This window comes from Frigidibacter sp. RF13, assembly GCF_026626305.1.
Taxonomy (GTDB): Bacteria; Pseudomonadota; Alphaproteobacteria; order Rhodobacterales; family Rhodobacteraceae; genus TMP-24.
In genome coordinates, this window is record NZ_JAPNUE010000007.1 from 1 (window position 1) to 22,497 (window position 22,497).

Here is a 22,497-nt window from a genome sequence, read left to right on the forward strand (position 1 = left end):
GTGATCCGACCCAGAAGATCGGCCGCCCGCGCCAGATTTTTGTCGGGCCGACGCGGCGCTATTAGGTCGCGGTCGGCGGGCGCTGAGAGCGGGATTTCGTCCGGGCTTCGCCCGGCCGACCCGCCGGGGGAGGCGCTGCCTCCCCCGGACCCCCACCGGGATATTTGCAAACGAAAGAAGGCTCGTCAGTCGGCTCGGCCGCGGGGAATGCAGCGCAGAAGGGCGCGTGCTTCGGCGGTCGGGGCACGTTCGATCCTTCGGTATTCCCGACCGTCGGCGGTGCGCTCCGCGAGCCGGTGGCCGATGAGCGAGCGGCGCAGGATGGCGCGGTCGCCGAAGAGATGCCATCGGTCGATCAGCTGGTTCACTTCGGGTTCGCTCATCACCTGCCGGGCCGGAAGATGCGACCAGAGCACCCAGAGGCAGAGGTCCTGCAGCGATGTCCGGTTGGGCCAGCGGGTCAGGCGACCCTCGCTGTCGAAAAGGCGGACGGCCCTCGCCAGCCGCTTTTCATCGACGGGCGTCGGCGTGGGCGGAGCGATGGCGGGCGCCACGCGCAAGTGCTGGTAATTGCCGAACCCCGCCGCGCGGGCGAGCATGTTCAGAAGGCTGAGGTGCGATGGCACCTGCCCCGCCCCTTGAATGTCGCGCCTGAGGCGCTTGGCGAAATCGGAAAGATCGGGGATCGACAGGGAGATGGCGTCTCGGGCCATGGGTCACGTCCTTTCGGTACGCTCCGCTTTCGGGGGAAAGTCCGCCGGTCGCCGCTTGACGGTGAGAGCGCATGAAAGAAACGCCTCGGATGCAAGATGCAGGTTTAGCATTCCGGCTAGGCCGGATCGGCAACGCCTTGGTGAACTGCGGACCGATCCGGCATTTGCCCCAATCCGCGTAATTGGTCAAGGTCCTGCCAAGGTGCACGCGAGAGGTATCAAAACCTTCGCCCGGAAATATCCTGTCCCAGCTCGAACATTCCGTTTGTAACGTAGGCAGCTGTCGACATGGCCACGTGTTTGACCGCAGCCCTTACATCGCGCTCGCAGCGTTCCAGGTCACAGCTTTCGAATATCGCGCGCGCGCCTGCCATGTCGCAATATTTCGCGACGGCGTTCGACGCCGTCTCACCAGCGAGGGTGCAGGCGCCACGAAACCGCGCGCGGCTTTCCTCGGTCGCGGTGCCCTGAGAGGACACTTCACCGCAAAGCACCTCCATGGAGTGACGAAGAAGACATCTCGCAGCATCGACTTGAGCGCGGAGCCGACCAAGCTCCGATTGGATGACTTCACTACTCCCAAGCGAGGCCGAGGCGCCAGATCGCTTGTGATCGGCAGCCATCTGACAAAAACTGCGGGACGCAGCCACTGCAATTCCCAGCGGCACCGTTGCGACGGTGAAGGGGAACACAGATCTGGTCGGAAGCCGGTAAATCGCACCATCGACGGTCGGTTCAGCCTGAAAAGCGTGCGTGAAGTCGCTCGACACGAAGACATCCGCCATGGCGAAGTCGCAACTGCCGGTGCCGCGCAGGCCCGACACGTGCCAGGTATCGAGTGTCGTGACTGCCGAAGCCGGTACATAGACAAACATAGTGCGTGCCGGATCGCATGGGTCGCGCTCCTCAACGTCACAGAGAACAACGAAATAGGTTCCATGATGGGCGCCGCTGCCAAACGGCCATTGCCCGCTTACGCGGTATCCGCCATTGACCGTGACTGCACGGCCGACGGCGCCGGTCGCCGCTACGATAAACGCATTGGGATCAGAAAAAATCTGTTCTGCAGAGCGTTTTGGCAGATATCCGCCCGCGCGCGCCATTCCGCCGCCGTTGCCAACCAACCAACCGACAGAACCGTCAAGCGTCGATGCAGCCTCTACTACGTCAAGGAAGTCAGAGGGCGACAGACCCAGTCCTCCGAGTTCCTTGGGGAGCCACAGGCGGAACAGGCGCTTCTCTGAAAGGATCTTGAAGATTGGCGTCGAGATCTGGCGATCCTTGTCGAACGCAGCGCGAGCCCCAGAGACTTCATCTTCGAGGCTTCGGATTGATGACAATAGCCGGTCTTTGTCGGATATGGATAGATCCTGCATGGCCCGTTCCTTCCTGCGCCGCGCAACGCGACATGCCAGGCATGCTCGGACAAGGGACACAAGATCGCAATTTCAAAGAATTCATGGGCAGATGAGTTCAATTCAGCTACCATGCGCCCATGTATCCACTTCCGCCCTTGCGCCAATTGCAGGCTTTTGAAGCGGCTGCGCGCCTGCTCAGCTTCAAGAAGGCAGCGGAAGAGTTGTCCGTGACGCCGACGGCAATCAGCCACCAGATAAGGCTGCTGGAGGAATTCTGCGGCCACCCCCTGTTCGTGCGCAGGCCACGACCGCTGGAACTTTCTCCGTCAGGAGCGCGCCTGCTGCCTATCGTCAGCCACGCCCTGGCATCTATCGCGAGGGAACTTGAAGGCATCCGCGGCGAGACGGGCAAAGCGGAATTGAAGATCACCACGACGAACGCATTCGCGGCGAACTGGCTTGTGCCGCGACTCGGCAACTGGCGGCATCGCTATCCTCATGTCGGCATTGAAGTATTCGGCACTTACGATGTCATGAATCTGCGCAAGGGAGAGGCTGATGTAGCCATAAGGTACGCCAGAGCCCGACCTGCGGACGGTGAATCGATAGAAATCGCCCGAGACGAATTCTACATGGTCGCGAGCCCCGGGCTGGTGGACGGGCTTCCTTTACCGATCACGACCGACAATCTATCCAAACTGCCGCTTATCGAATTCTTTTGGCCAGCGAATGACAGCCAGGCACCCGTCTGGCGAAACTGGGAAAGGTACGAGCGCGAGGCCGGAAGGTGGCGCACGTCCTTTTCCGCCAAACCAGCGATGCGATTCTACGAGGAACTGCATGGCCTTCAGGCGATCGTCCGCGGTCAGGGAGTAGGACTTTGCAGCAATATTCTCGTCGAACCAGAATTGCGCTCCGGCGCGCTGGTGCGGCTCTCTGACTTTTCGATGCCGGGCTACGGTTTCCACGTTGTATGGCTCGCGGATCACTCGAAGAGGCGAGAGATCGAAAGATTTGCGCTGTGGGCGTCGGAGCAGGCCGGCAGCACTGGTGCGTTGCCGGCCTAGGGTCCTAAGCTTCAGCGTGTTCCTTCGATATCCGCTCGGCCTCGCGGCCATAGAGCTCCTCGTAATGATCGAAGCTCGCCTCATGCCAGGCCGTGCCCTGCGTCGCCGAGCCGAGCGCCGTGACCAGCTCCTCCTCCGCCGCGGCAGGCAGGAGCGCGCGGAAAATGTCCCAGCCCCGGCAAGCAGGATCACGGTCGAAGCCCAGCACCTGGCCCTTCAGCGAAGAGATGAGCGAGACCATGGAGCCCGCATAGATAGACGGAATATGGATCTCAACCCGGTCCACCGGCTGCAACAGCACCGGCCCAGCCTTTGCGAGTGCCTCCTTCACCCCCTGCCGTCCGGCGGTGCGGAAGGCGAAATCGGAACTGTCGACCGCATGATGCTTGCCGTCGGTCAGGGTGACGGCCACGTCGATCACCGGAAAGCCCAGTGGCCCCTTGACGAGCGCATCGCGTGCGCCTTCCTCGACCGAGGGGATGTAGTTGCGCGGCACCGCGCCGCCCTTCACAACCTCGGTGAAGGAAAAGCCCGCGCCGCGCGTCTGGGGCGCCACGATCATCGCCACGTCGGCGAACTGGCCCGCACCGCCCGATTGCTTGCGGTGGCGGTAGTTTTCCTCGACGCTTGACGAGATCGTCTCGCGGTAGCTCGGTGCGGGGACATGGGGATCGACATCCACACCGAACCCGTCGGCAAGCTGCGAAACCACGGCACGCAAGTGCATGGGCCCCTGCAGGCGCACGACCGCGTGGCCGGTCGCCTCGTCCTGCGCGATGGTCAGGCCCGGGTCGGTCTCGCCAAGCTTTGCCAGTGCGGCGGACAGGCGGGCATCATCCTTCTCATGCGCGGGTGTCAGAAGACGCGCCATCGCCGGAGGGGCGCTTGCCGCCCAGTCGGGCGCGGGCGTGGCGCCCGACACCGTGTAGATCAGTCCGGCATTCAGATGATCGGCCTTGACCGAAATCGCGACATCGCCCGGGACGAGCCGGTCATGCCCGGACTTGCCGCCCAGTTCCGAGAGGCCGCCGACGGTGGAGCCACCCAGCGCCGCGCCCTGCGCCACGCCATCGCCAAGGGCGCGCAGGAAGATGCATTTGCCCAGATGCTTGCGGTTCTGGGCATGGAAACCAACCGCCAGCGCCTCGCCCGCACCAAGCCGGTCGCGGAGCGCCTCGACCCCGGGCGCCTCGTGGCGGAGCGCCTTCATCAGCCGCGTCACGCCATTGGCATGGCTCGCCGCACCGAGGAAACAGGGCAGGATGACGCTTTCCTGCGTCTCACGCCGGGCGATCTCGAACAGCGCGCCCTTGGCCGGTTCGTGATCCTCGATCAGCTCCTCAAGCAGATGGTCGTCATATTCCGACATATGTTCCAGAAGCGCAGTGCGCGCCTCTTTCTCGCGGTCGCTTTCGGCCGCAGGCATCTCGACCAGAACCGACGGCAGGCCCTCGCGGTAGCGCCAGGCGCGCTCAGAGATCAGGTCGACCGCTCCGACGATCTGCCCGCCCTCGCGAATCGGGATCTGGCGCAGCACGATCGCGTGCGACGTATAGGCCTGAAGCTCGGACACCACGTCGCGGATCTGACCCTTGGGCGCGTCCATCCGGTTGATGAATATGAGGCAGGGCGTGCCCGACGCCTCGATGGCGCGCAGATAGGGCGCGGCCAGAACCGCCTCGTTCGGATCGGGCGCAACGCACAGGACCGCAGCGTCGGAGGCCAGGAGCGACTGGCCGACCATCCGCGCATATTCGGGGCCGCCCGCGAGGTCGATTGCACACCAGGGCTCGCCCATGAAGGTAAAGCGCGACAGCGAAAGATGACCCGCCTGTTCCACCTTCGGCGGATGGCCGTCCAGCTGGGCCATCTGCTTCACGAGCTCGGTCTTGCCCGACTGCGAGGGCCCCATAACTGTGATAAGCCGCATGATGATCGCTCCCTTCCGGCACGAGCGGGAGGCGCCGGCGAAATGCCGCGACCCGCGTGCCATCGGGCCGATCCGCCCTGCCCCTCACTCTCTGCCCCGAAACCGGACCGGTCAAGGCCGCGTTTTCACGCGCCCGTTGCAGGCGAAGTCCGACCGCCTCACGTTCTTTCCCGAAATACTCCGGGGTGAACCCCGGACCTGTCCGGGGGAGGGGCGGAGCCGCTCAGCGCCCCTCGAACCGCGGCGTGCGCTTTTCGAGGAATGCGGTGACCCCTTCCAGGAAATCTGCGCTCTGCCCGCAGGTGCCCTGCAACCGCGCCTCGAGTGCCAGCTGGGCGTTCAGATCGTTGGCATAGCTTGCGCGCAGCGCCTCTTTCACCGCCTGGTAAGCAAGGCCCGGGCCCGCCGCCAGCTGGGCGGCGCGCGCCCGCCAATGCGCCTCGAACGCCTCGTCCGGCACCGCTTCCCAGATCATGCCCCAGTCGGCGGCCTGCCGTGCGCCGATCCTGTCGGCGAAAAGCATCGCCCCCATGGCGCGGGCAAAGCCCACCTGACGCGGCAGCCAGTAGGTGCCGCCCGCGTCCGGCAGAAGGCCGATCCGGGTGAAGGCCTGAATGAAACTTGCACTTTCCGTCGCGATTACCACATCCGCCGCCAGCGCGAGGTTCGCCCCCGCCCCGGCGGCGGCGCCATTGACGGCGGCGATGGTCGGCAGCGGACAATGGTAGATCGCCTGCAGAAGCGGCTCATATTCGTCGCGCAGCACCGCCTCGAAATCGACCTCGCCGGGTGTTCCCGCATCGGCAAGGTCCTGGCCCGAGCAGAAGGCCTTGCCCGCGCCGGTCAGGACGATGACCCGTGCCTCATCCTCGGCCCTTGAGAGCGCGGCGCGCAGCCGAAGGCGCAGGTCGCGATTAAGGGCGTTCATTACCTCCGGCCGGTTGAGGCGCAGGGTGGCGATACCATCTCGCAATTCATAGATCACGCTGTCGCTCATGCCGACCTCCCCGCATCTTGCGCCAATGCTAAGCGGGCGCGGCGCGGCAGGAAAGCGCGCGCGCTGTCTGACGTTGCGGCAAAGGGTGGAGCGTCAGTCCTTCAAAAGCTCGGCCAACCGCGCCTCTTCTGCCTCGCTCAGCGGCCCGGACCTTTCGGCAGCGCGCGACCGGCGCACGTAAAGGCCTGCCCCGACCAGCGCCGAAAGCAGCAGGACCGGCGCGGCGAACCACAGGAAAAGGTTCGCACCGGTCGCGCGCGGCCGGAAGAGGATGAACTCGCCGTAGCGGTCGGTGAGATAGGCCACCGCTTCCGCGTCGCTGTCGCCCGCAACCAGCCGTTCGCGCAACACGAGCCGCATGTCGCGCGCGATCGGGGCATTCGATTCGTCGATGGTTTCGCCCTGACAGACAGGGCAGCGGAGACCCTCGGACAGGGCCCGGGCGCGGGCCTCCAGTGCGGGGTCCGCAAGGATCTCGTCGGGCTGGACGGCAAAAGCCGGACCCGCAAGCACAAGGACAGCCGCGAGGAGTAGCCCGCGCATCGTCATTCCGCAGGTTGGGCCAGCGGCTGGCGCCGCGCACCCGCGCCCACCCGCAGCCGCCGGTCGCTGAGGCTGAGCGCGCCGCCAAAGGCCATCATCAGCGACCCAGCCCAGATCCAGTTGGCGAAGGCTTTCACATAGCTTCTGATCGCCCAGCTGCCATCCGCCTGCGCGTCGCCGAGAACGAGGTAGATGTCATCGCGGAAGCCGTTGGCAATCGCCGCCTCGGTCGTCGGCATCGCGGCCACCGGATAGACCCGCTTCTCTGGATGAAGCACCGCGACCTCTGCCCCGCCCTTCAACACCCGCATGGTCGCCATCGTGGTCAGGTAGTTCGGCCCCTCGCCCTCCTCAACAGCCTGCAGCACCACCTGATAGGCGCCGAGCGGGAAGCTTTCCCCGACCTTCACAGTGCGGATATCCTCGGTGCTCCAACCCGTCAGGCAGGCGATGCCGATGAAGGTAACGCCAAGCCCGGAATGGGCGATGCCCCGCCCCCAGTCGGCGCGCGGCAGGCGGGTCAGGCGCGATGGCGTGCGGCCTGCGCGCAGCCAAAGATCGATACAGGCGCCCGCGACCAACCAGACACCGAGGAGGATGCCGATGGGCGCAAGCGCCGAGCGGCCGCTGTTTACAGCGAAGGCAAGTGCCATGACGGCAAGCGCGAGGAGCGCCGCCGCGACGAGCGTCCGGGCTGCGCCGGTCAGGCGCCCGCGCTTCCAGGGCAGGATCGCGCCCAAAGGCAGGGCGATGGCGAGAAGGACCATCAGGGGCGTGAAGGCCGCGTCGAAGAAGGGCGCGCCGACCGACAGCTTGCGGTCGAAGGCCGCCTCCGCCACCAGCGGCCAGATCGTGCCGATGAAGACGACGAAAGCCGCGACCGCCAAAAGGATGTTGTTCAGGACCAGCGCCCCCTCGCGGCTGACCAGCGCGAAAGCGCCGCGTGCCTGCATCCGGTCGGCGCGCAGCGCGAACAGCGTCAGTCCGCCGCCGATAAAGACGCCAAGGATCATCAGAATGAACACCCCGCGTTCGGGGTCGTTGGCGAACGCATGGACCGAGGTGATGACACCCGAGCGCACGAGGAAGGTACCGATGAGCGAAAAGCCGAAGGCGAGGACGGCCAGAAGGATGGTCCAGGCCTTCAGAACCTCGCGCTTCTCAACCACGATGGCGGAATGAAGGAGTGCTGCGGCAAAGAGCCAGGGCATGAGCGAGGCATTCTCGACTGGGTCCCAGAACCAGAACCCACCCCAGCCCAGTTCGTAATAGGCCCACCAGGAGCCGAGAGCGATGCCGATCGTGAGGAATATCCAGGCGGCCAGCGTCCAGGGCCGGACCCAGCGCGCCCAGGCGGCATCGACGCGGCCCTCGATCAGAGCCGCCATGGCGAAGGAAAAGGCCATAGAGAGCCCGACATAGCCGAGATAGAGGAAGGGCGGATGGAAGGCCAACCCGACGTCCTGGAGAAGCGGATTGAGATCGCGCCCGTCGAAGGGCGGTGAGGCGAGCCTGAGGAACGGGTTCGAGGTGAAAAGGATGAAGGCGAGGAAGGCCGCGCCGATCATCGCCTGAACCGACAGGGCGCGGGCACGCAGCGCAGGTGGCAGACCTGACCCGAACCAGCCAGCACAGGCGCCGAACAGAGCAAGGATCAGCACCCAGAGAAGCATCGAGCCTTCATGGTTGCCCCAGGTTCCGGCAACCTTGTAGATCATCGGTTTCGCCGTGTGGGAATTCTCGTAAACGACCTTCAGCGAGAAATCCGAGGTCACGAAAGCATGGACAAGGGCGGCGAAGGCCGCGGCGATCAGCGCGACCTGCAAGGTGGCGAGCGGGGGCCCGAGCGCCATCCAGCGCAGCCGACCGGTCTCAGCCCCCAGAAGCGGCAGGCTGGCCTGCAGGATCGCCACGGCGAAGGCGAGGATGAGACAGAAGTGGCCAAGCTCGGTGATCATGGCGGGACTGTAGACGGTTGGCCCCGAAAGGGAAATGGGGAGGCGCTGCGTCATCCCGCCGCCCGCCCTCCTCGGCCACTTGGTGGCGCGTCGGTGCGGGAGGCGCGCGAGGTGTGGTCGGAGACCTTCGACGAGCCTAGCGGTCGCGACCGCGTTGCAGTTCCCTGAGCGCGGCATTGTCTTCACCGGCGCGCGGCTTGGCTGTCTTCTGCGCGGGTTGCGGCGCAGGCGCCTTCATCCGGAAATAATGCGCCTCGCGCGCGCCGAAATAGAAGCCCACGATCGCAGTCAGAAGCCACCAAAGCGGCTCGGGCACGAAATTGAGGCCGACCATTCGGCGCGAAAATCCGTCGGGATCGACCATCGCATAGGTAAAAAGCCCGAGCGTGCCGAAAGCGAGGAAAGGGCGCGGCAGGCGGTTCAGCCCGTTCACGAACCGGTCGAAGGCGCCCGGCATCGCATATTGAAACTCCGCCCCGTGTTCGTCGATCGCCGCCAAATAGGCTTCGTGCGCGGCCTCCATCTTGCGGGTGGCATTGGGGGTAAAGACCTCGGCCAGGTCAGCGGCGGCCTGTCCGAGTGCTGCCGCCCCGCCCGGGCCGCCGAGAGCCCTGCCGATCAGCCCCATGCTTTGGTCCTTTCCCGATGCTCGGCATCCGTCAGATGAAAGCGCGGCGAAATGAATTCTTCCGCCCGCACGATCCAGCCGCCCTTTCCGCCATCCCTGCGGCGCGCGTATTTGCGGCTGGAAGGACGTTGGTCTGCGAGGCGGTAATAATAGTTCCGCCGCGCGATCCCGTAAGCGTCAGCCAGCAGCAGCGGCTCCGGTGCCGCTGCCCGGATAGCGGCGCCGGCCGTCGCGGGGCCCATCACCCCGTCGACCTTCAGCCTATGACCGAGATCGTTCAGGAGCTGTTGCAGCAGCTTCACCGCATTGGAGCCCGCATTCACATACATGTCGAAGACCGACGGTTGCAGCGCCTCCGGCAGAGAACCAAGTCCCGGCCGGGTAAAGTAGTGATCAACGAAAATCTCCGCCGCCGCCGCCTCGGTCAGCGCCTGCACATCGGCCGCGTTCACCCTGCCGTCACCGTTCAGGTCGCGGCCGAGGCGCTTGAGCGTTGCGAGCGTCACACCGTGATTGGTCGCGCCGCCCGGATCATCGGGGTCGTTTACATAACCGCCCTCGCGGGCGACGATGGCCGCTGCAATGTCCTGGACTGTCTGCATGTCCTTCCCCGAAAAGCACCGGGCAAGGCTCGCGCCGAAAGGTTAATTCGTCGCAGGGGCAGCGTTCGGGTCGACGTAGACGCCCTGTTCCTTCAGCGAGTCGATCACTTCCTTGGGCATGTAGGTCTCGTCATGCTTTGCCAGAAGCTCGGTCGCCTGAAAGACGCCGCCTTCCATCCGTCCGGTCGCCACCGTTCCCTGCCCTTCACCGAAAAGATCGGGTTTGGGATTGTTGCCCACATAGGCCACCAGCACGTCGGCATTGGTATCGGTGATGGTGAAGGTGAAATGCACCCCCTCGCCCGGCAGGATCGACCCTTCCTTCACCAGCCCGCCCAAACGGAAGATCTCGCCGTCGGAGGGTGGCTTCTCGGCCACTTGCGTCGGCGAATAGAAGAAGTTGATCCCGTCCTTGAACCCGTAGCCAATCAGCGCCGTTGCACCGATCAGAGCAGCGAAAGCGAGGAGGATCACCTGAATCCGGCGGGTTTTCTTCAGGCTTCTCATGGGAAGACCGGCGCCAGCATGAGCCCTTCGGTCTCGGGCAGGCCCAGCATCAGGTTCGCATTCTGGATCGCCTGCCCCGAAGAGCCCTTGGTCAGATTGTCGAGCGCCGCGACCACGATCACCCGTCCGGGCAACCGATCGGCAAGGACGCCGAGATGCACGAAGTTCGACCCTGCGATCGAGCGGGTCGAGGGCAGTTGCCCCATGGGCAGCACATGCAGGAACGGCTCATCTGCATAGCGATCGGCAAGCGCCTTGTGGATCGCCGCTGCCTCGCCCCGGACATAGACAGTCGCGAGGATACCCCGGTTGAAAGGCATCAGATGCGGCGTGAACTGGATATGGACCGGGCGACCCGCAACCTTGGAAAATTCCTGGTCGAACTCGCCCAGATGCCGGTGGGTGCCACCCGCCGAATAGGGATGGGTGCCGCCCGATAGTTCGGCATGGAGCAGGTTTTCCTTCAGCGACCGGCCCGCGCCGCTGACCCCCGCTTTGAGATCGAGGATGATCTCATCAAGATCGATCACCCCCGCCTCGATCAGGGGCCGGATCGCATATTGCCCGGTCGCGGCATTGCAGCCGGTGCCCGCAACCAGCCGCGCGGCGCGGATCTCGTCGCGGTAGAATTCGGTCAGGCCATAGACCGCGTCTTTCTGCAGATCCGTCGCCGCGTGCGGCTTGCCGTACCATTTTTCGTAGGCGGCCGGATCGCGCAGCCGGAAATCGGCCGACAGATCGACGATCTTCAGATCACGCGGCAACTGGGCGATCACCGCCTGGCTGGTCGCGTGCGGCAGCGCGCAGAAACAGAGGTCGATGCCGGCAAAGTCGATCTCTTCGATCTTTTGCAGCACCGGCAGCTTCAGATGGGCGAGGAAAGGAAAGACTTCGGCCATCGCCATGCCCGCCTTGCGGTCGCCCGACAGCGCCGCAATCTCCAGCCCCGGATGGGTGGAGATCAGGCGCACCAGTTCGGCCCCGGTATATCCCGATGCTCCGAGAATGGCGATTCGCTTGGCCATGGCCGCCTCCCTGTGCTGAGCGCGTGATGCCGGGGCGTGCCGAGAGATTCAATCGGAAAATCGTCCGGATTCTGCCTGAAGTGGCCTTAGTCGCGCCTTCCGCGCCTCTGGCGACGCCGTGCGGCCAGTCCGAGCGGAAGCAGCGCCCCGAGCATCAGGAATGCCGCCGGCGGCAGCGGCACCGGTGTTGGATTGTAGGCAATGCCGTTCACCGGCAGAAGCCCGCTGCCGGCCCGCACCTCTGGCCGGGCGGGATAGTCGAACGCGATCCGGACCACCCCGTTCGCATGGACGCGCATCGCAAGGCCGAAATCGCCCGCGGGCGCACGGTAGGCCGCAAGGATCGATCCGCCGCCCTGCCCGGTCAGCAGGGTGAAAGCCTCGACCTCACTCATGCTCATCCGCGCGTTCAGCGTCCGGTAGGCGCAATAGCCAAAGAGGCCGGAAAAGGAGAATGCATGCCGCCAGCGACCATCGGATAGGCCCGGGATCAGAAGGCGCTTCACCGCCGGTGCGGGTGCGTTGCCGCTGAGCGAGACGACCTTGCTGAGCCGTGGTTTCCTGACCGCCGGTTCTGGCATGTCAAGCGCGACGCTGACACTGCCGAGGCGGACGTCGAAGAGCGGCGCCGCATGAGCAGCCGCAAAGAGGGCGCTGCCCAAGACAACTCCCAAAACCGCGCGGACCGCCCCGCGTATGACCATCCCAATGGTCATTCTGGTCCCTGCTTCGCCGTTTCTTCTTTGAAAACTAGAGGCGAATAGGGGCCGCAGCATGGCGACAAGATGCATGCTGTCGGGCGAATATAAGCGAAAATGCGGCGGCGATCAGGCCGCTTCGAAGCTGATCCGGCGCTTCAGGAACTGGGTTGCGCGGTCAGAGACCGCACGCGGATCGCCGGTTGTCAAAAGTTTCGCCTCGGCCCCGGCGCCGGCGAACTCCGGACGGCGCCCAAGGTAGTCGGCAAGGCTTTCGGCCACGAGACCGGCCTGCGAAAAGACCCGAACCGAGGGGCCGAGCGCCTCCTGAAAAGTCTTTTGCATCAACGGGTAATGGGTGCAACCGAGGATCGCGGCCTCGGGCTTCGGCATCCGCCGCTTCAGGGCCTCGACATGGGACCGCACCAGCGCTTCGGCGAGGATCTCGTCGCCCTGTTCGATCGCATCGACGACGCCGCCGCAGGGCTGCGCCTCGACGTCGACGCCAATGGCGCGGAAGGCCAGCTCGCGCTGGAAGGCGCGGCTTGCGACTGTCGCAGGTGTCGCAAAAAGGGCCACATGCTTAACGGCAACCTCACGCGGCGGCGAATTGTCGCCCCACTGCCGTTCAGTCAGTGCTTCGATGAGTGGGACGAAGACGCCAAGCACCCTTTTGTCCGCGGGTACCCAGGTTTCCTGCATCCGTTTCAGCGCGGCGGCGGAGGCCGTGTTGCAGGCAAGGATCACCAGATCGCAGCCCTCGTCCCACAGCCGCTCTACCCCCGCACAGGTCAGGCGGAAAATGTCATCGGAATCGCGCACGCCATAGGGCGCATGGGCATTGTCGCCATAGTAGACAAAAGGAACCTCAGGTAGCCGTTCGACAACCGCCTGATAGACGGTCAACCCGCCAAGACCGGAATCGAATATGCCAACCGCCATGCTGCCTCCTTCCTTTGTGAGTGTCATAGCAGCGATGGGACGGAAATCCATCCCATGCATGTGCCTTTCCCGGCAAGACCCCTCTTCGTCCGCTCGCGCGGCAAATCGCTAGAAAGGGCCGAGCGGCCCGCGAAAAGTGGCCTATTCGGCCGCCTGCCGGGCGGGAGCACCGCCCGCGCGTATGACCGTCAGCAATTCCTCGCGCCGCGCCGCCGCCTTCTGGACCGAGCCCTCCTTCACCGGCCCATAGCCGCGGATATCCTGCGGCAGGCGCGCGAGCGCCAACGCCGCCGCTTCGGTCGCGGGCGAAAGATGCGCAGCCGCAAAGGCCATGTCGGCTTCGTATTGGTCAATCAGCGCGCGTTCCGTGCGCCGCTCGGCCGAGCGTCCGAACGGGTCGATTGCCGTGCCGCGCAGGCGCTTCATCCGGGCAAGCAGGCGGAAGACCGGCAGCATCCAGGCGCCGAATTCGCGCTTCTTCGGCCGTCCTTCCGGCCCTTTTCCACCCAGAAGCGGCGGCGCGAGATGGAAGGAGAGCTTCAGATCGCCGTCGAAGATCGCCATTGCCCGTTCCGCGCTGGAAAGATGTAGGCGCGCCACCTCGTACTCGTCCTTGTAGGCGAGAAGCTTGTAGAAGTTCTCCGCAACCGCCGGCTTCAGCGCTTCGGGCGCCGAACCCACCAGACGGCGGTACCTTTCGGCGTAGGCAGCGTCCTGATACCCGATCAGACGCCGGGCGCGATCTTCAATCTTCTCGTTCAGAGTCAGAGGCTTGTTCGACTTTTCTTGCGTGACTTCGGCCACCGCCGCCGGATCGACCGCCGCCCAGCGACCGATTTCAAAGGCACTCTGGTTGCCCTTCACGGCGGCCCCGTTCAGCTCCACTGCCCTCAGGATTGCAGCCCGCGTCAGGGGCAGCAGGCCGCGTTGCCAGGCAGCACCGAGAACGATCATGTTGGAATAGATCGAGTCGCCGAGAAGCTTCTCCGCAAGTTTCGAAGCGTCGAAGAAACTGACGCCGTCCCTCAGCCGCGCCTCCAGCGACAGGCGCAGCCGGTCGGCGGGCAGTTTGAAATCGCGGTTCTTCGTGAAGTCGCCGGTGACGATCTCATGCGCATTCACTACCGCGCCGGTCCGCCCCTCGGTCATGAGGCCGAGCGTCTTGGCCCCGGCCGTCACCACCAGGTCACCACCGATCACGCAGTCGGCTTCACCCGTCGCAACGCGGATCGCTGAAATATCAGAGGGTTGATCTGCGATCCTCAGGTGAATATGAACCGCGCCGCCCTTCTGGGCAAGGCCGGCCATCTCCATCATCCCGGCCCCTTTGCCGTCAAGATGCGCCGCCATTGCCAGAACGGCGCCAACCGTCACCACGCCGGTGCCACCGACCCCTGTCAGCACGGTGTTATGAGTGCCGCGGATCGCGGGCAGCGTGGGTTCTGGCAGGTCAGGCAGGCGGAAATCCTTCGCCCACGCCTTGCGGATCGTACCGCCTGCGACCGTTACGAAAGAGGGGCAGAAACCCTTGAGGCAGGAGAAATCCTTGTTGCAGGACGACTGGTCGATCGCGCGCTTGGTCCCGAGTTCCGTCTCGACCGGCACCACCGAGACGCAATTCGACTGGACCGAGCAATCGCCACAACCCTCGCAGATATCGGGATTGATAAAAGCTCGCCGGTCAGGATCGGGAAAGGTTCCCTTCTTGCGTCGGCGGCGCTTTTCGGCCGCACAGGTCTGCACATAAAGAATGGCAGATACACCATTGATCTCGCGATATTTCTCCTGAACCGCCATCAGGTCGTCGCGCAGACGCACCTCGATCCCCGGCGGGAACTCCGAAAGCTCAACTGCCTCTTTCGGATCATAGACAAGCGCCACATGTTTCACGCCCATCGCCAGAAGTTCGCGCGCGATCTGCGGTGCGGTCAGGTCGCCCTCGGCCTTCTGGCCGCCGGTCATGGCGACCGCGTCATTATAGAGGATCTTGTAGGTGATGGTGGTCCCCGCCGCCAAAGCCGCGCGGATCGCGAGCGAGCCGGAGTGGTTGTAGGTGCCGTCGCCGAGGTTCTGGAACACGTGGCGGCGTTTTGAAAACGGCGCCTCACCCACCCAGTTCGCACCCTCGCCGCCCATCTGGGTGAAGCCGACCGTATCACGCTCCATCCACTGGACCATGTAGTGACAGCCGATCCCTGCATAGGCACGGCTGCCCTCGGGCAGGCGGGTCGAGGAATTGTGGGGGCAGCCCGAACAGAACCAGGGCTTGCGCGCGATGATCTCGGGGGCATTGTCGGCACGCTGCGCGGCCGAGATGGCAGCGAGGCCCTTCTTCACCTCTTCGGTGCCGCGCCCCTCCTCGATCAGGATACCACCGATCTTTTCGGCGATCATGATCGGGTCGAGCGCGAAGCGGGTCGGGAACAGCTCCTCCCGATGCATGCCACCCGCACCGCCCTTGTACCAGCCATAGACGCGACGCCCCTGGCGGTCGTCGAAGATTGCTTCCTTGATCTGCACTTCGAGAAGCTTGCGCTTTTCCTCGACCACCACGATCAGGTCGAGCCCTTCGGCCCATTCATGGAACGAAGTCATGTCGAGCGGGAAGGTCTGGCCGACTTTGTAGGTGGTGATGCCCAGCCGCTCTGCCTCGCCCGCGTCAATACCGAGGAGGTCGAGCGCATGGATGAGGTCGAGCCAGTTCTTTCCTGCCGCGACAAAACCGATCTTGGCCCCCGCCTGCCCCCAGACCCGCTTGTCGATGCGGTTGGCGCGCGCGAAGGCCTCGGCGGCAAAGCGCTTGTAGTCGATCATTCGGGCTTCCTGCATGACCGGCGTGTCGCCCACACGGATATTCAGCCCGCCGTCGGGCATCGGGAAATCAGGGGTGACGAAGGACAGCCGGAACGGGTCGCCATCGACGACCGAGGTCGCCTCGACTGTGTCCTTCATGGTCTTCAGCCCCACCCAGACCCCTGCGAAGCGGGACAAAGCCCAGGCATAGAGCCCGTAGTCGAGAATCTCCTGCACACCGGCTGGCGAGACGACCGGGATATAGGCATCGACCATCGCCCAGTCGGACTGGTGCAGCACGGTCGAACTTTCTCCCGTGTGGTCATCGCCCATGGCCATGATGACCCCGCCATGCGGCGAGGTTCCGGCCATGTTGGCGTGCCGCATCACATCGCCCGAGCGGTCCACCCCTGGGCCCTTGCCATACCAGAGCGCGAAGACCCCGTCATAGCGCCCCTCGCCGCGCATCTCGGCCTGCTGGGTGCCCCAGACGGCCGTCGCTGCTAAGTCTTCGTTGAGGCCGGGCTGGAAGAGCACATCAGCCTCCTTCAGCCGTTTCTCCTCCCGCCCCATCTGCAGGTCGACCCCGCCGAGCGGCGATCCGCGATAGCCGGTGACATAGCCCGCCGTGTTCAACCCCGCCGCCCGGTCGCGCGCCTTCTGCATCAGCATCAGCCGAACCAGAGCCTGGGTGCCGTTCATCAGGACCGGCGATTTCGAAAGCTCGAACCTGTCGGAAAGCGAAATGTCCTGGCGCGTCATCCTACCCTCCCCGGCGGTGCAGCTGGCCCACTCAGTATAGGTCATAATTGCTGACCAATAAAGAGATTTGTCAGGCCCTTTCCATATTTGGCTTTGGTGACTATCTGCTTTCAGGCTATCAGTGCGGGCAATCGCACTTGCCGCCAGCCGCAGACAGAAAATGCGGCGGGCGGGTGGGAATACGAACGGATCGAAGCGGATGGACTGGGACAAGCTCAGGATATTTCACGCCGTCGCTGACGCCGGGTCACTGACCCATGCGGGCGATGTGCTGCACCTCAGCCAGTCGGCTGTCAGCCGCCAGATCAGGGCGCTTGAGGAAAGCCTCGACACGACCCTCTTCCATCGCCATGCGCGCGGGCTGATTCTCACCGAACAGGGCGAACTCCTGTTCGAGGCGACCAAGTCGATGAACAACCGGCTCGAGGCCGCCGCCGCGCGTATCCGCGACAGCGAGGAAGAGGTGTTCGGCGTCCTCCGCGTCACCACGACCACGGGGTTTGGAACGCTCTGGCTCGCGCCGCGCCTGCCGAAGCTTTACGCGAAATATCCCGACCTGAAGATCGAGCTGATGCTGGAAGAGCGCGTCCTCGACCTGCCGATGCGCGAGGCGGACGTGGCCATCCGCATGAAGGAACCGAGCCAGGCCGACCTGATCCGGCGGCGGCTGATGAACATCCGCATGCGGCTTTATGCAACGCCGGAATACCTTTCCATGAACGGCACGCCGCAGCGGATGTCAGAGATTTCGGCCCACCGGCTGATCGCGCAAAACCCCAATACGCCGCAAGTGTCGGCCGGGGCCGACCTCGTGCAGCGGCTGATGGAATATGAAATCCGCTCGACGCTGACCGTGAATAACTATTTCGGCGTGCTTCAGGCGGTGCTCAACCATCTCGGCATCGGGGTTCTGCCCGACTATCTAACCGCCGACTTCCCGCATCTCGTCCGCGTCCTGCCGGATGTGGAAAGCGAAGAGGTTCCGGTCTTCCTCGCCTACCCCGAGGAACTCAGGCAATCCAAGCGCGTCGCGGCCTTCCGCGACTTCGTTTCGGAAGAGATCGCAAGCTACCGCAAGCGCCAGCTGCGCGAGGAAGCCGCCTGAAGGGCCGGAAAGTGAGGCATGCGCGCAACGCATGACGGACATGTTGCATCTGCAGCATGTTTTTCCTTGAACGCCGAATACCCGGGCACTAGATGACGCTCATGGGCGGCGGTCGAGGCAACTCCCCCCGTTCATACCTCCCTGTTGGACTTGGGCCGAGCTTGTCTCGGCCTTTTTTTTTGCTTTTTCGCCTGCTATCCGCCACATGCTGTGTCGTCGGGCAGTTCTGACAGGCGCTTGCGCAGAAAGGCGGCGTCCTGAGGACGCGCCGACAGGGTGATCGCCCGGACATAGGCGGCGCGGGCAGCTTCGATCCGTCCGGCGCGGCGCAGAAGGTCGGCTTTCGTGGCGTGAAAGGGCTGGTAGTCATCCAGCGCCCCGGCAAGCGCCGACAGCTCCAACAATGCTTCCGAAAGCGCACCTGTTTCTGCCAACGCCACCACACGGTTGAGGCGCACGACCGGCGTCGGCTCTATCGCAAGAAGCCGGTCGTAAAGCGAAAGGATCGCGCGCCAGTCGGGCCCGAAGGGCCTGAGCCTGCATGCAGCAAGCCCCGCCTTGATCCGGTAGGGGCCGTCACCGGGCCGGGCCACGGCGGCGGTCAGAATGCCCAGCCCCTCGCCGATCATCGCCCAGTCCCAGCGTGCGGCATCCTGCCGGTCGAGGGACAGAGACATGCCCTCGTCGTCGGTACGGGCGTGGCGACGCGCCTCGGTCAGCAGCAGAAGCGCCAGCGCGCCCTCCACTTCCGCCTCTTCGGGGCGGAGAGCATCAAGCATGCGGGCCAGAAACAGCGCTTCGGCGCACAGATCGCAGTCAGCTGCTGCGGGGCTGTCGTAGCCCGCCGTGTAGATCAGATAGACGACATGCAGGACCGAGCCGAGCCGGCCGGGCCAGTCTTCGGGTTCGGGTACACGGAAAGGGATGCCCGCGCCCGCGATCTTCGCCTTGGCGCGGCTCAGGCGCTGGCCCATCCTCGGCTCGCTGTCGAGGAAGGTTGCAGCAATGGCGCGGGTCGGCAGGCCGCAGACCGTGCGTAAGGTCAGGGCCACCCGGCTTTTCTCGTCAAGTGCTGGGTGGCAGCAGGTGAAGATCAGCCTGAGCCGCTCGTCGGCAATGGCCTCGGGCGGGACGGCCTCGCTCTGCGCAAGCAGCGCCAGTGCATCGGCCTTCGCGCCATCGCGCGCCGCACCACGCAGCCGGTCGATGGCTTTGCGGAAGGCGACGCGGATCAACCAGGCGTCGGGTCGGTCGGGTAATCCCGACCGGCCCCAATGTGCGAGGGCGGAGGTGGCGGCTTCCTGCAGCGCCTCCTCCGCCAAGTCGAAATCGCCGACCCGCGCGATCAGCGCCGCCATAATCCGACCCCGTTCGGTCCGGAGCGTCCGGTCCAGGCAGGCGCGCGCAGAACCGGCGACGTCCCCCATCAACCGATCGACATCACCGGCCGGATCTCGATCGTGCCATGGCCAGCGGCGGGGATCATCGCGCCATAGCGGATAGCGGTATCGATGTCGGGCGCGTCGAAAAGATAATAGCCGCCCAGATGCTCCTTGGTCTCGGCAAACGGTCCGTCCATCGTTTCGACCCTGCCATCCTTCACCCGGATCGAGGTCGCCGTCTCGACTTCCTTCAGCGGGTCGCCCGCGATGAAGGCGCCTTTTTCCTTCAGCATGGCGGTGAAGGCGAAATACCGCTTCATCGCCTCGTCGAAGGCAGGTGTGCCCGGCACCGGTTTGCGCTGGGGGTCGGTATAGATGAGCGCCATATACTGCATAGTTCTTCTCCTCTGGTTGAGTTTTGGATGGATCTGACCGTCTGGCAAGGGTCAGCCCGCGATCGTGCCGGCAAGAAGCGCCACGACGGGGATGGCAAGCGCGATCCAGGTGCCGACTGTCCCGGCCACCCGCAACGGCAACGCCTTTCGGCTTTCGCTAAGGCCGAGGGGCTGGATCAGCCGCCCGGCGCACAGCATCAAGCCGGACGCATGCAGCCAGCCTGCGGACAGGCCTTGGGCCTCTGCCAGCGCCATCAGGATCAGGACCATCGGCACATTCTCGATGAAATTACCGTGACGCCGCACCGGAAGGACAAGCTCCATCCGCCCGGCGTCGCCGAAAAGAACGCCCGTGCGTCCCCGTGCGATGATGGCCAGCAGTTGCAGCGCCACCATCAGAAGCGCCAAGGGCGCCGCATAAGCGGCAGTGATCGGAAAGGTCATTCGCTCCTCCATGTTGTGACGCAACAAGGACGCGCGGCGCTCGCGGATTTCGACAATGTCCGCGAAAAAATTTCAGACCGTTCTCTGCAACCCGCCGCCACCCCTTTTCCTGCCCGCGCCCATGCCCTAAGAGGCGCCGCATCATCCCGAGGAGAGGAACGCCGATGACCGACCCCGTGATCACCCCCGAGCTTGTGGCCGCGCACGGGCTGAAGCCCGACGAATATGAGCGGATCTTGGAGATCATCGGGCGTGAGCCGACTTTCACGGAACTCGGCATCTTCTCGGCCATGTGGAACGAGCACTGTTCCTACAAGTCGTCGAAGAAATGGCTGCGCACACTGCACACGACCGGCCCCCAGGTGATCTGCGGCCCGGGCGAGAATGCGGGCGTCGTCGATATCGGCGACGGTCAGGCGGTGATCTTCAAGATGGAGAGCCACAACCACCCCTCCTACATCGAACCGCACCAGGGCGCGGCGACCGGGGTGGGTGGCATCCTGCGCGATGTCTTCACCATGGGCGCGCGCCCCATCGCGGCGATGGATGCGCTGTCGTTCGGCCTGCCCTCGCACCCCAAGACCGCCCATCTGGTGAAGGGCGTGGTCGAAGGGATCGGCGGCTACGGCAACGCTTTCGGCGTGCCCAACGTGGGCGGCGAAGTGCGATTCCACGCCAGCTACAACGGCAACTGTCTGGTCAATGCCTTCGCGGCGGGCCTCGCGGATGCTGACAAGATCTTCTACTCGGCCGCGTCGGGTGTCGGCATGCCGGTCGTCTACCTCGGTGCCAAGACCGGTCGCGACGGCGTCGGCGGCGCCACGATGGCCTCGGCCGAGTTCGACGACACAATCGAGGATAAGCGCCCGACCGTGCAGGTCGGCGACCCCTTCACCGAAAAGCGCCTTCTGGAAGCCTGTCTGGAGCTGATGGCTTCGGACTCCGTCATTTCCATTCAGGACATGGGCGCGGCCGGTCTGACCTGCTCGGCGGTCGAGATGGGCGACAAGGGCGGCCTTGGCATCAAACTGACGCTCGATCACGTGCCGCAGCGCGAGGCGCAGATGACCGCCTACGAGATGATGCTGTCGGAAAGCCAGGAGCGCATGCTCATGGTCCTGAAGCCCGAAAAGGAAGCCGTCGCCCGCGCGATCTTCGTCAAATGGGACCTCGATTTCGCCATCGTCGGCGAAACGATCCCCGAGGACCGCTTCCTGATCATTCACGGCAACGAAGTGAAAGCTGACCTGCCGCTGTCCAAACTCTCCTCCAGCGCCCCGGAATATGACCGGCCCTGGGTCGAGACCCCTGCCCCGGTCGCCTTGGCGCCGGTTCCGGCGATCGACCCGATTGACGCGCTGAAGGCGCTGATCGGCTCGCCCAACTATGCGGCCAAGACTTGGGTCTACGAACAATATGACACGCAGGTGATGGCCGACACGGTTCGCGCGCCCGGTCTTGGCGCGGGTGTCGTGCGCGTCCACGGCACGCCAAAGGCGCTCGCCTTCACCTCGGACGTGACACCGCGCTATGTGAAGGCCAACCCCTACGAGGGCGGCAAGCAGGCTGTGGCCGAAGCCTGGCGCAACCTGACCGCCGTTGGGGCGACGCCGCTTGCTGCGACCGACAATCTCAATTTCGGCAACCCCGAGAAGCCCGAGATCATGGGCCAGTTCGTCGGCGCCATCAAAGGCATCGGCGAGGCCTGCCGGGCCTTGGACTTCCCCATCGTCTCGGGCAACGTGTCGCTTTACAACGAAACCGACGGCAAGGGCATCCTGCCCACGCCGACCATTGGCGCGGTCGGTCTGCTGGCCTCGCTCGACGATCTGATCGCGGGTCGGCCGGCCGAAGGCGACATCGCCCTTCTGATCGGTTCGACGAAAGGCCATCTCGGCCAGTCCGCCCTTCTCTCCGAGGCGTTCGGGCGCGAGGACGGCGATGCACCTCATGTCGATCTGGCGCTGGAGCGGAAGAACGGCGATTTCGTGCGGGCCAACCGCAAGCTCATCAAGGCCGCCTCCGATCTCGCCGACGGTGGCCTCGCGCTTGCCGCCTTCGAGATGGCGGAAGGCGCCGGGACGGGCGTGACGCTGGACAGCAGCGACATCGGCCAGCTCTTCGGCGAGGATCAGGCGCGCTATCTCGTCGCTTGCGCCCCCGACGCGGCGGAGCGCCTCCTCGTTGCTGCCCGCGCCGTAGGGGTCGCGGCCAGCCTCGTCGGCCGCTTTGGCGGAACTGAGGTAAGGCTCGGCACGTCAGCCGCGCCGATCGCTACCCTCTCGGCGCTCTACCGGTCGGCTTTCGCAAAAGCGGTGGCCTGACCCGCGACATGCGCGCCCTTGCTTGGGTCCGGGGCGCGGCCTACATTGAGACGAAAGACCCCGAGCGAAGGACGGCCCATGCCGATGGAAGCCCATGATATCGAAGCGCTGATCCGCGCTTCCTTCCCCAAGGCGAAGATCACGATCACCGATCTTGCCGGTGACGGCAATCACTGGGCGGCCGAAGTGATCGACGAGAGCTTCCGCGGCCAGAACCGCGTCCAGCAGCAGCGCGCGGTCTATGCTGCGCTGAAAGGCAAGATGGACGGCGCGCATGGCGAGTTGCATGCGCTCGCGCTGACGACAAAAGCACCGGAGTAGATG

At 64.7% G+C, this 22,497-nt stretch carries 20 protein-coding genes; 4 read left to right on the plus strand and 16 right to left on the minus strand.

Annotation, left to right across the window (positions count from 1 at the left end):
* Positions 1-185: 185 nt before the first annotated feature.
* Both OU426_RS13430 and OU426_RS13435 read right to left on the minus strand, forming a co-directional pair.
* The gene (locus OU426_RS13430) at positions 186-713 is read right to left on the minus strand and encodes a DUF2087 domain-containing protein (RefSeq protein ID WP_267634543.1); all 528 of its coding nucleotides are present in this window, start codon (positions 711-713) and stop codon (positions 186-188) included.
* A 218-nt stretch (positions 714-931) separates the two neighbouring features.
* The gene (locus OU426_RS13435; protein WP_267634544.1) at positions 932-2,089 is read right to left on the minus strand and encodes an acyl-CoA dehydrogenase family protein; all 1,158 of its coding nucleotides are present in this window, start codon (positions 2,087-2,089) and stop codon (positions 932-934) included.
* Between the two features lie 119 nt (positions 2,090-2,208).
* Here OU426_RS13435 and OU426_RS13440 point away from each other — a divergent pair, with 119 nt between their 5' ends.
* Positions 2,209-3,138, plus strand: a complete 930-nt coding sequence (locus OU426_RS13440; protein WP_267634545.1) for a LysR substrate-binding domain-containing protein — start codon at positions 2,209-2,211, stop codon at positions 3,136-3,138.
* A gap of 4 nt (positions 3,139-3,142) precedes the next feature.
* On the opposite strand, the gene OU426_RS13445 is transcribed toward OU426_RS13440, so the two are convergent.
* The 11 genes from OU426_RS13445 to OU426_RS13495 all read right to left on the minus strand — a co-directional run bounded on the left by OU426_RS13445 (position 3,143) and on the right by OU426_RS13495 (position 16,523).
* Positions 3,143-5,068 (minus strand): elongation factor G, encoded by a 1,926-nt coding sequence (locus tag OU426_RS13445; protein ID WP_267634546.1) that lies wholly within the window; start codon positions 5,066-5,068, stop codon positions 3,143-3,145.
* A 223-nt stretch (positions 5,069-5,291) separates the two neighbouring features.
* Positions 5,292-6,065 carry an enoyl-CoA hydratase-related protein gene (locus OU426_RS13450; protein ID WP_267634547.1) on the minus strand — a complete coding sequence of 258 codons (774 nt, stop codon included), beginning with the start codon at positions 6,063-6,065 and terminating at the stop codon, positions 5,292-5,294.
* A 93-nt stretch (positions 6,066-6,158) separates the two neighbouring features.
* Positions 6,159-6,614: a cytochrome c-type biogenesis protein gene (locus OU426_RS13455; protein ID WP_267634548.1), complete on the minus strand. Its 456-nt coding sequence runs from the start codon at positions 6,612-6,614 to the stop codon at positions 6,159-6,161.
* A complete protein-coding gene (locus OU426_RS13460) occupies positions 6,611-8,566 on the minus strand; it encodes a heme lyase CcmF/NrfE family subunit (RefSeq protein ID WP_267634714.1) in 1,956 nt (651 codons plus the stop codon). Before OU426_RS13460 ends, OU426_RS13455 begins: the two co-directional genes overlap by 4 nt.
* Before the next feature lie 136 nt (positions 8,567-8,702).
* The gene (locus tag OU426_RS13465; RefSeq protein WP_267634549.1) at positions 8,703-9,194 is read right to left on the minus strand and encodes a holin family protein; all 492 of its coding nucleotides are present in this window, start codon (positions 9,192-9,194) and stop codon (positions 8,703-8,705) included.
* Entirely contained in the window at positions 9,185-9,796 is a 612-nt protein-coding gene (locus OU426_RS13470; protein WP_267634550.1) for a holin-associated N-acetylmuramidase, read from the minus strand. Before OU426_RS13470 ends, OU426_RS13465 begins: the two co-directional genes overlap by 10 nt.
* Before the next feature lie 42 nt (positions 9,797-9,838).
* The gene (gene ccmE, locus OU426_RS13475) at positions 9,839-10,303 is read right to left on the minus strand and encodes a cytochrome c maturation protein CcmE (protein ID WP_267634551.1); all 465 of its coding nucleotides are present in this window, start codon (positions 10,301-10,303) and stop codon (positions 9,839-9,841) included.
* The gene (argC, locus tag OU426_RS13480; protein WP_267634552.1) at positions 10,300-11,328 is read right to left on the minus strand and encodes an N-acetyl-gamma-glutamyl-phosphate reductase; all 1,029 of its coding nucleotides are present in this window, start codon (positions 11,326-11,328) and stop codon (positions 10,300-10,302) included. The genes ccmE and argC overlap by 4 nt, the downstream gene beginning before the upstream one ends.
* A gap of 86 nt (positions 11,329-11,414) precedes the next feature.
* Positions 11,415-11,990 (minus strand): hypothetical protein, encoded by a 576-nt coding sequence (locus OU426_RS13485; protein ID WP_267634553.1) that lies wholly within the window; start codon positions 11,988-11,990, stop codon positions 11,415-11,417.
* Positions 11,991-12,155: 165 nt separating this feature from the next.
* On the minus strand, positions 12,156-12,968 hold the full coding sequence (locus tag OU426_RS13490; protein ID WP_267634554.1) for a glutamate racemase: 813 nt from the start codon (positions 12,966-12,968) through the stop codon (positions 12,156-12,158).
* A 141-nt stretch (positions 12,969-13,109) separates the two neighbouring features.
* Positions 13,110-16,523, minus strand: coding sequence for an indolepyruvate ferredoxin oxidoreductase family protein (locus OU426_RS13495; RefSeq protein ID WP_267634555.1), 3,414 nt, complete (start codon positions 16,521-16,523; stop codon positions 13,110-13,112).
* A gap of 199 nt (positions 16,524-16,722) precedes the next feature.
* On the opposite strand from OU426_RS13495, the gene OU426_RS13500 reads away from it, so the two are divergent.
* Positions 16,723-17,628, plus strand: coding sequence for a LysR family transcriptional regulator (locus OU426_RS13500; protein WP_267634556.1), 906 nt, complete (start codon positions 16,723-16,725; stop codon positions 17,626-17,628).
* Positions 17,629-17,822: 194 nt separating this feature from the next.
* Here OU426_RS13500 and OU426_RS13505 read toward each other — a convergent pair whose 3' ends face one another.
* From OU426_RS13505 to OU426_RS13515, 3 genes are all read right to left on the minus strand, one after another.
* Positions 17,823-18,986, minus strand: a complete 1,164-nt coding sequence (locus OU426_RS13505; protein WP_267634557.1) for an RNA polymerase sigma factor — start codon at positions 18,984-18,986, stop codon at positions 17,823-17,825.
* Between the two features lie 68 nt (positions 18,987-19,054).
* Positions 19,055-19,405, minus strand: coding sequence for a YciI family protein (locus OU426_RS13510; protein WP_267634558.1), 351 nt, complete (start codon positions 19,403-19,405; stop codon positions 19,055-19,057).
* Between the two features lie 51 nt (positions 19,406-19,456).
* Complete coding sequence (locus tag OU426_RS13515; protein ID WP_267634559.1) at positions 19,457-19,849, minus strand: MAPEG family protein; 393 nt, start codon at positions 19,847-19,849, stop codon at positions 19,457-19,459.
* 164 nt (positions 19,850-20,013) lie between these two features.
* Between OU426_RS13515 and purL the strand changes: the two genes are divergently transcribed.
* Positions 20,014-22,173: a phosphoribosylformylglycinamidine synthase subunit PurL gene (gene purL / locus OU426_RS13520; protein ID WP_267634560.1), complete on the plus strand. Its 2,160-nt coding sequence runs from the start codon at positions 20,014-20,016 to the stop codon at positions 22,171-22,173.
* Positions 22,174-22,251: 78 nt separating this feature from the next.
* Complete coding sequence (locus tag OU426_RS13525) at positions 22,252-22,494, plus strand: BolA/IbaG family iron-sulfur metabolism protein (protein ID WP_267634561.1); 243 nt, start codon at positions 22,252-22,254, stop codon at positions 22,492-22,494.
* Positions 22,495-22,497 lie beyond the last annotated feature (3 nt).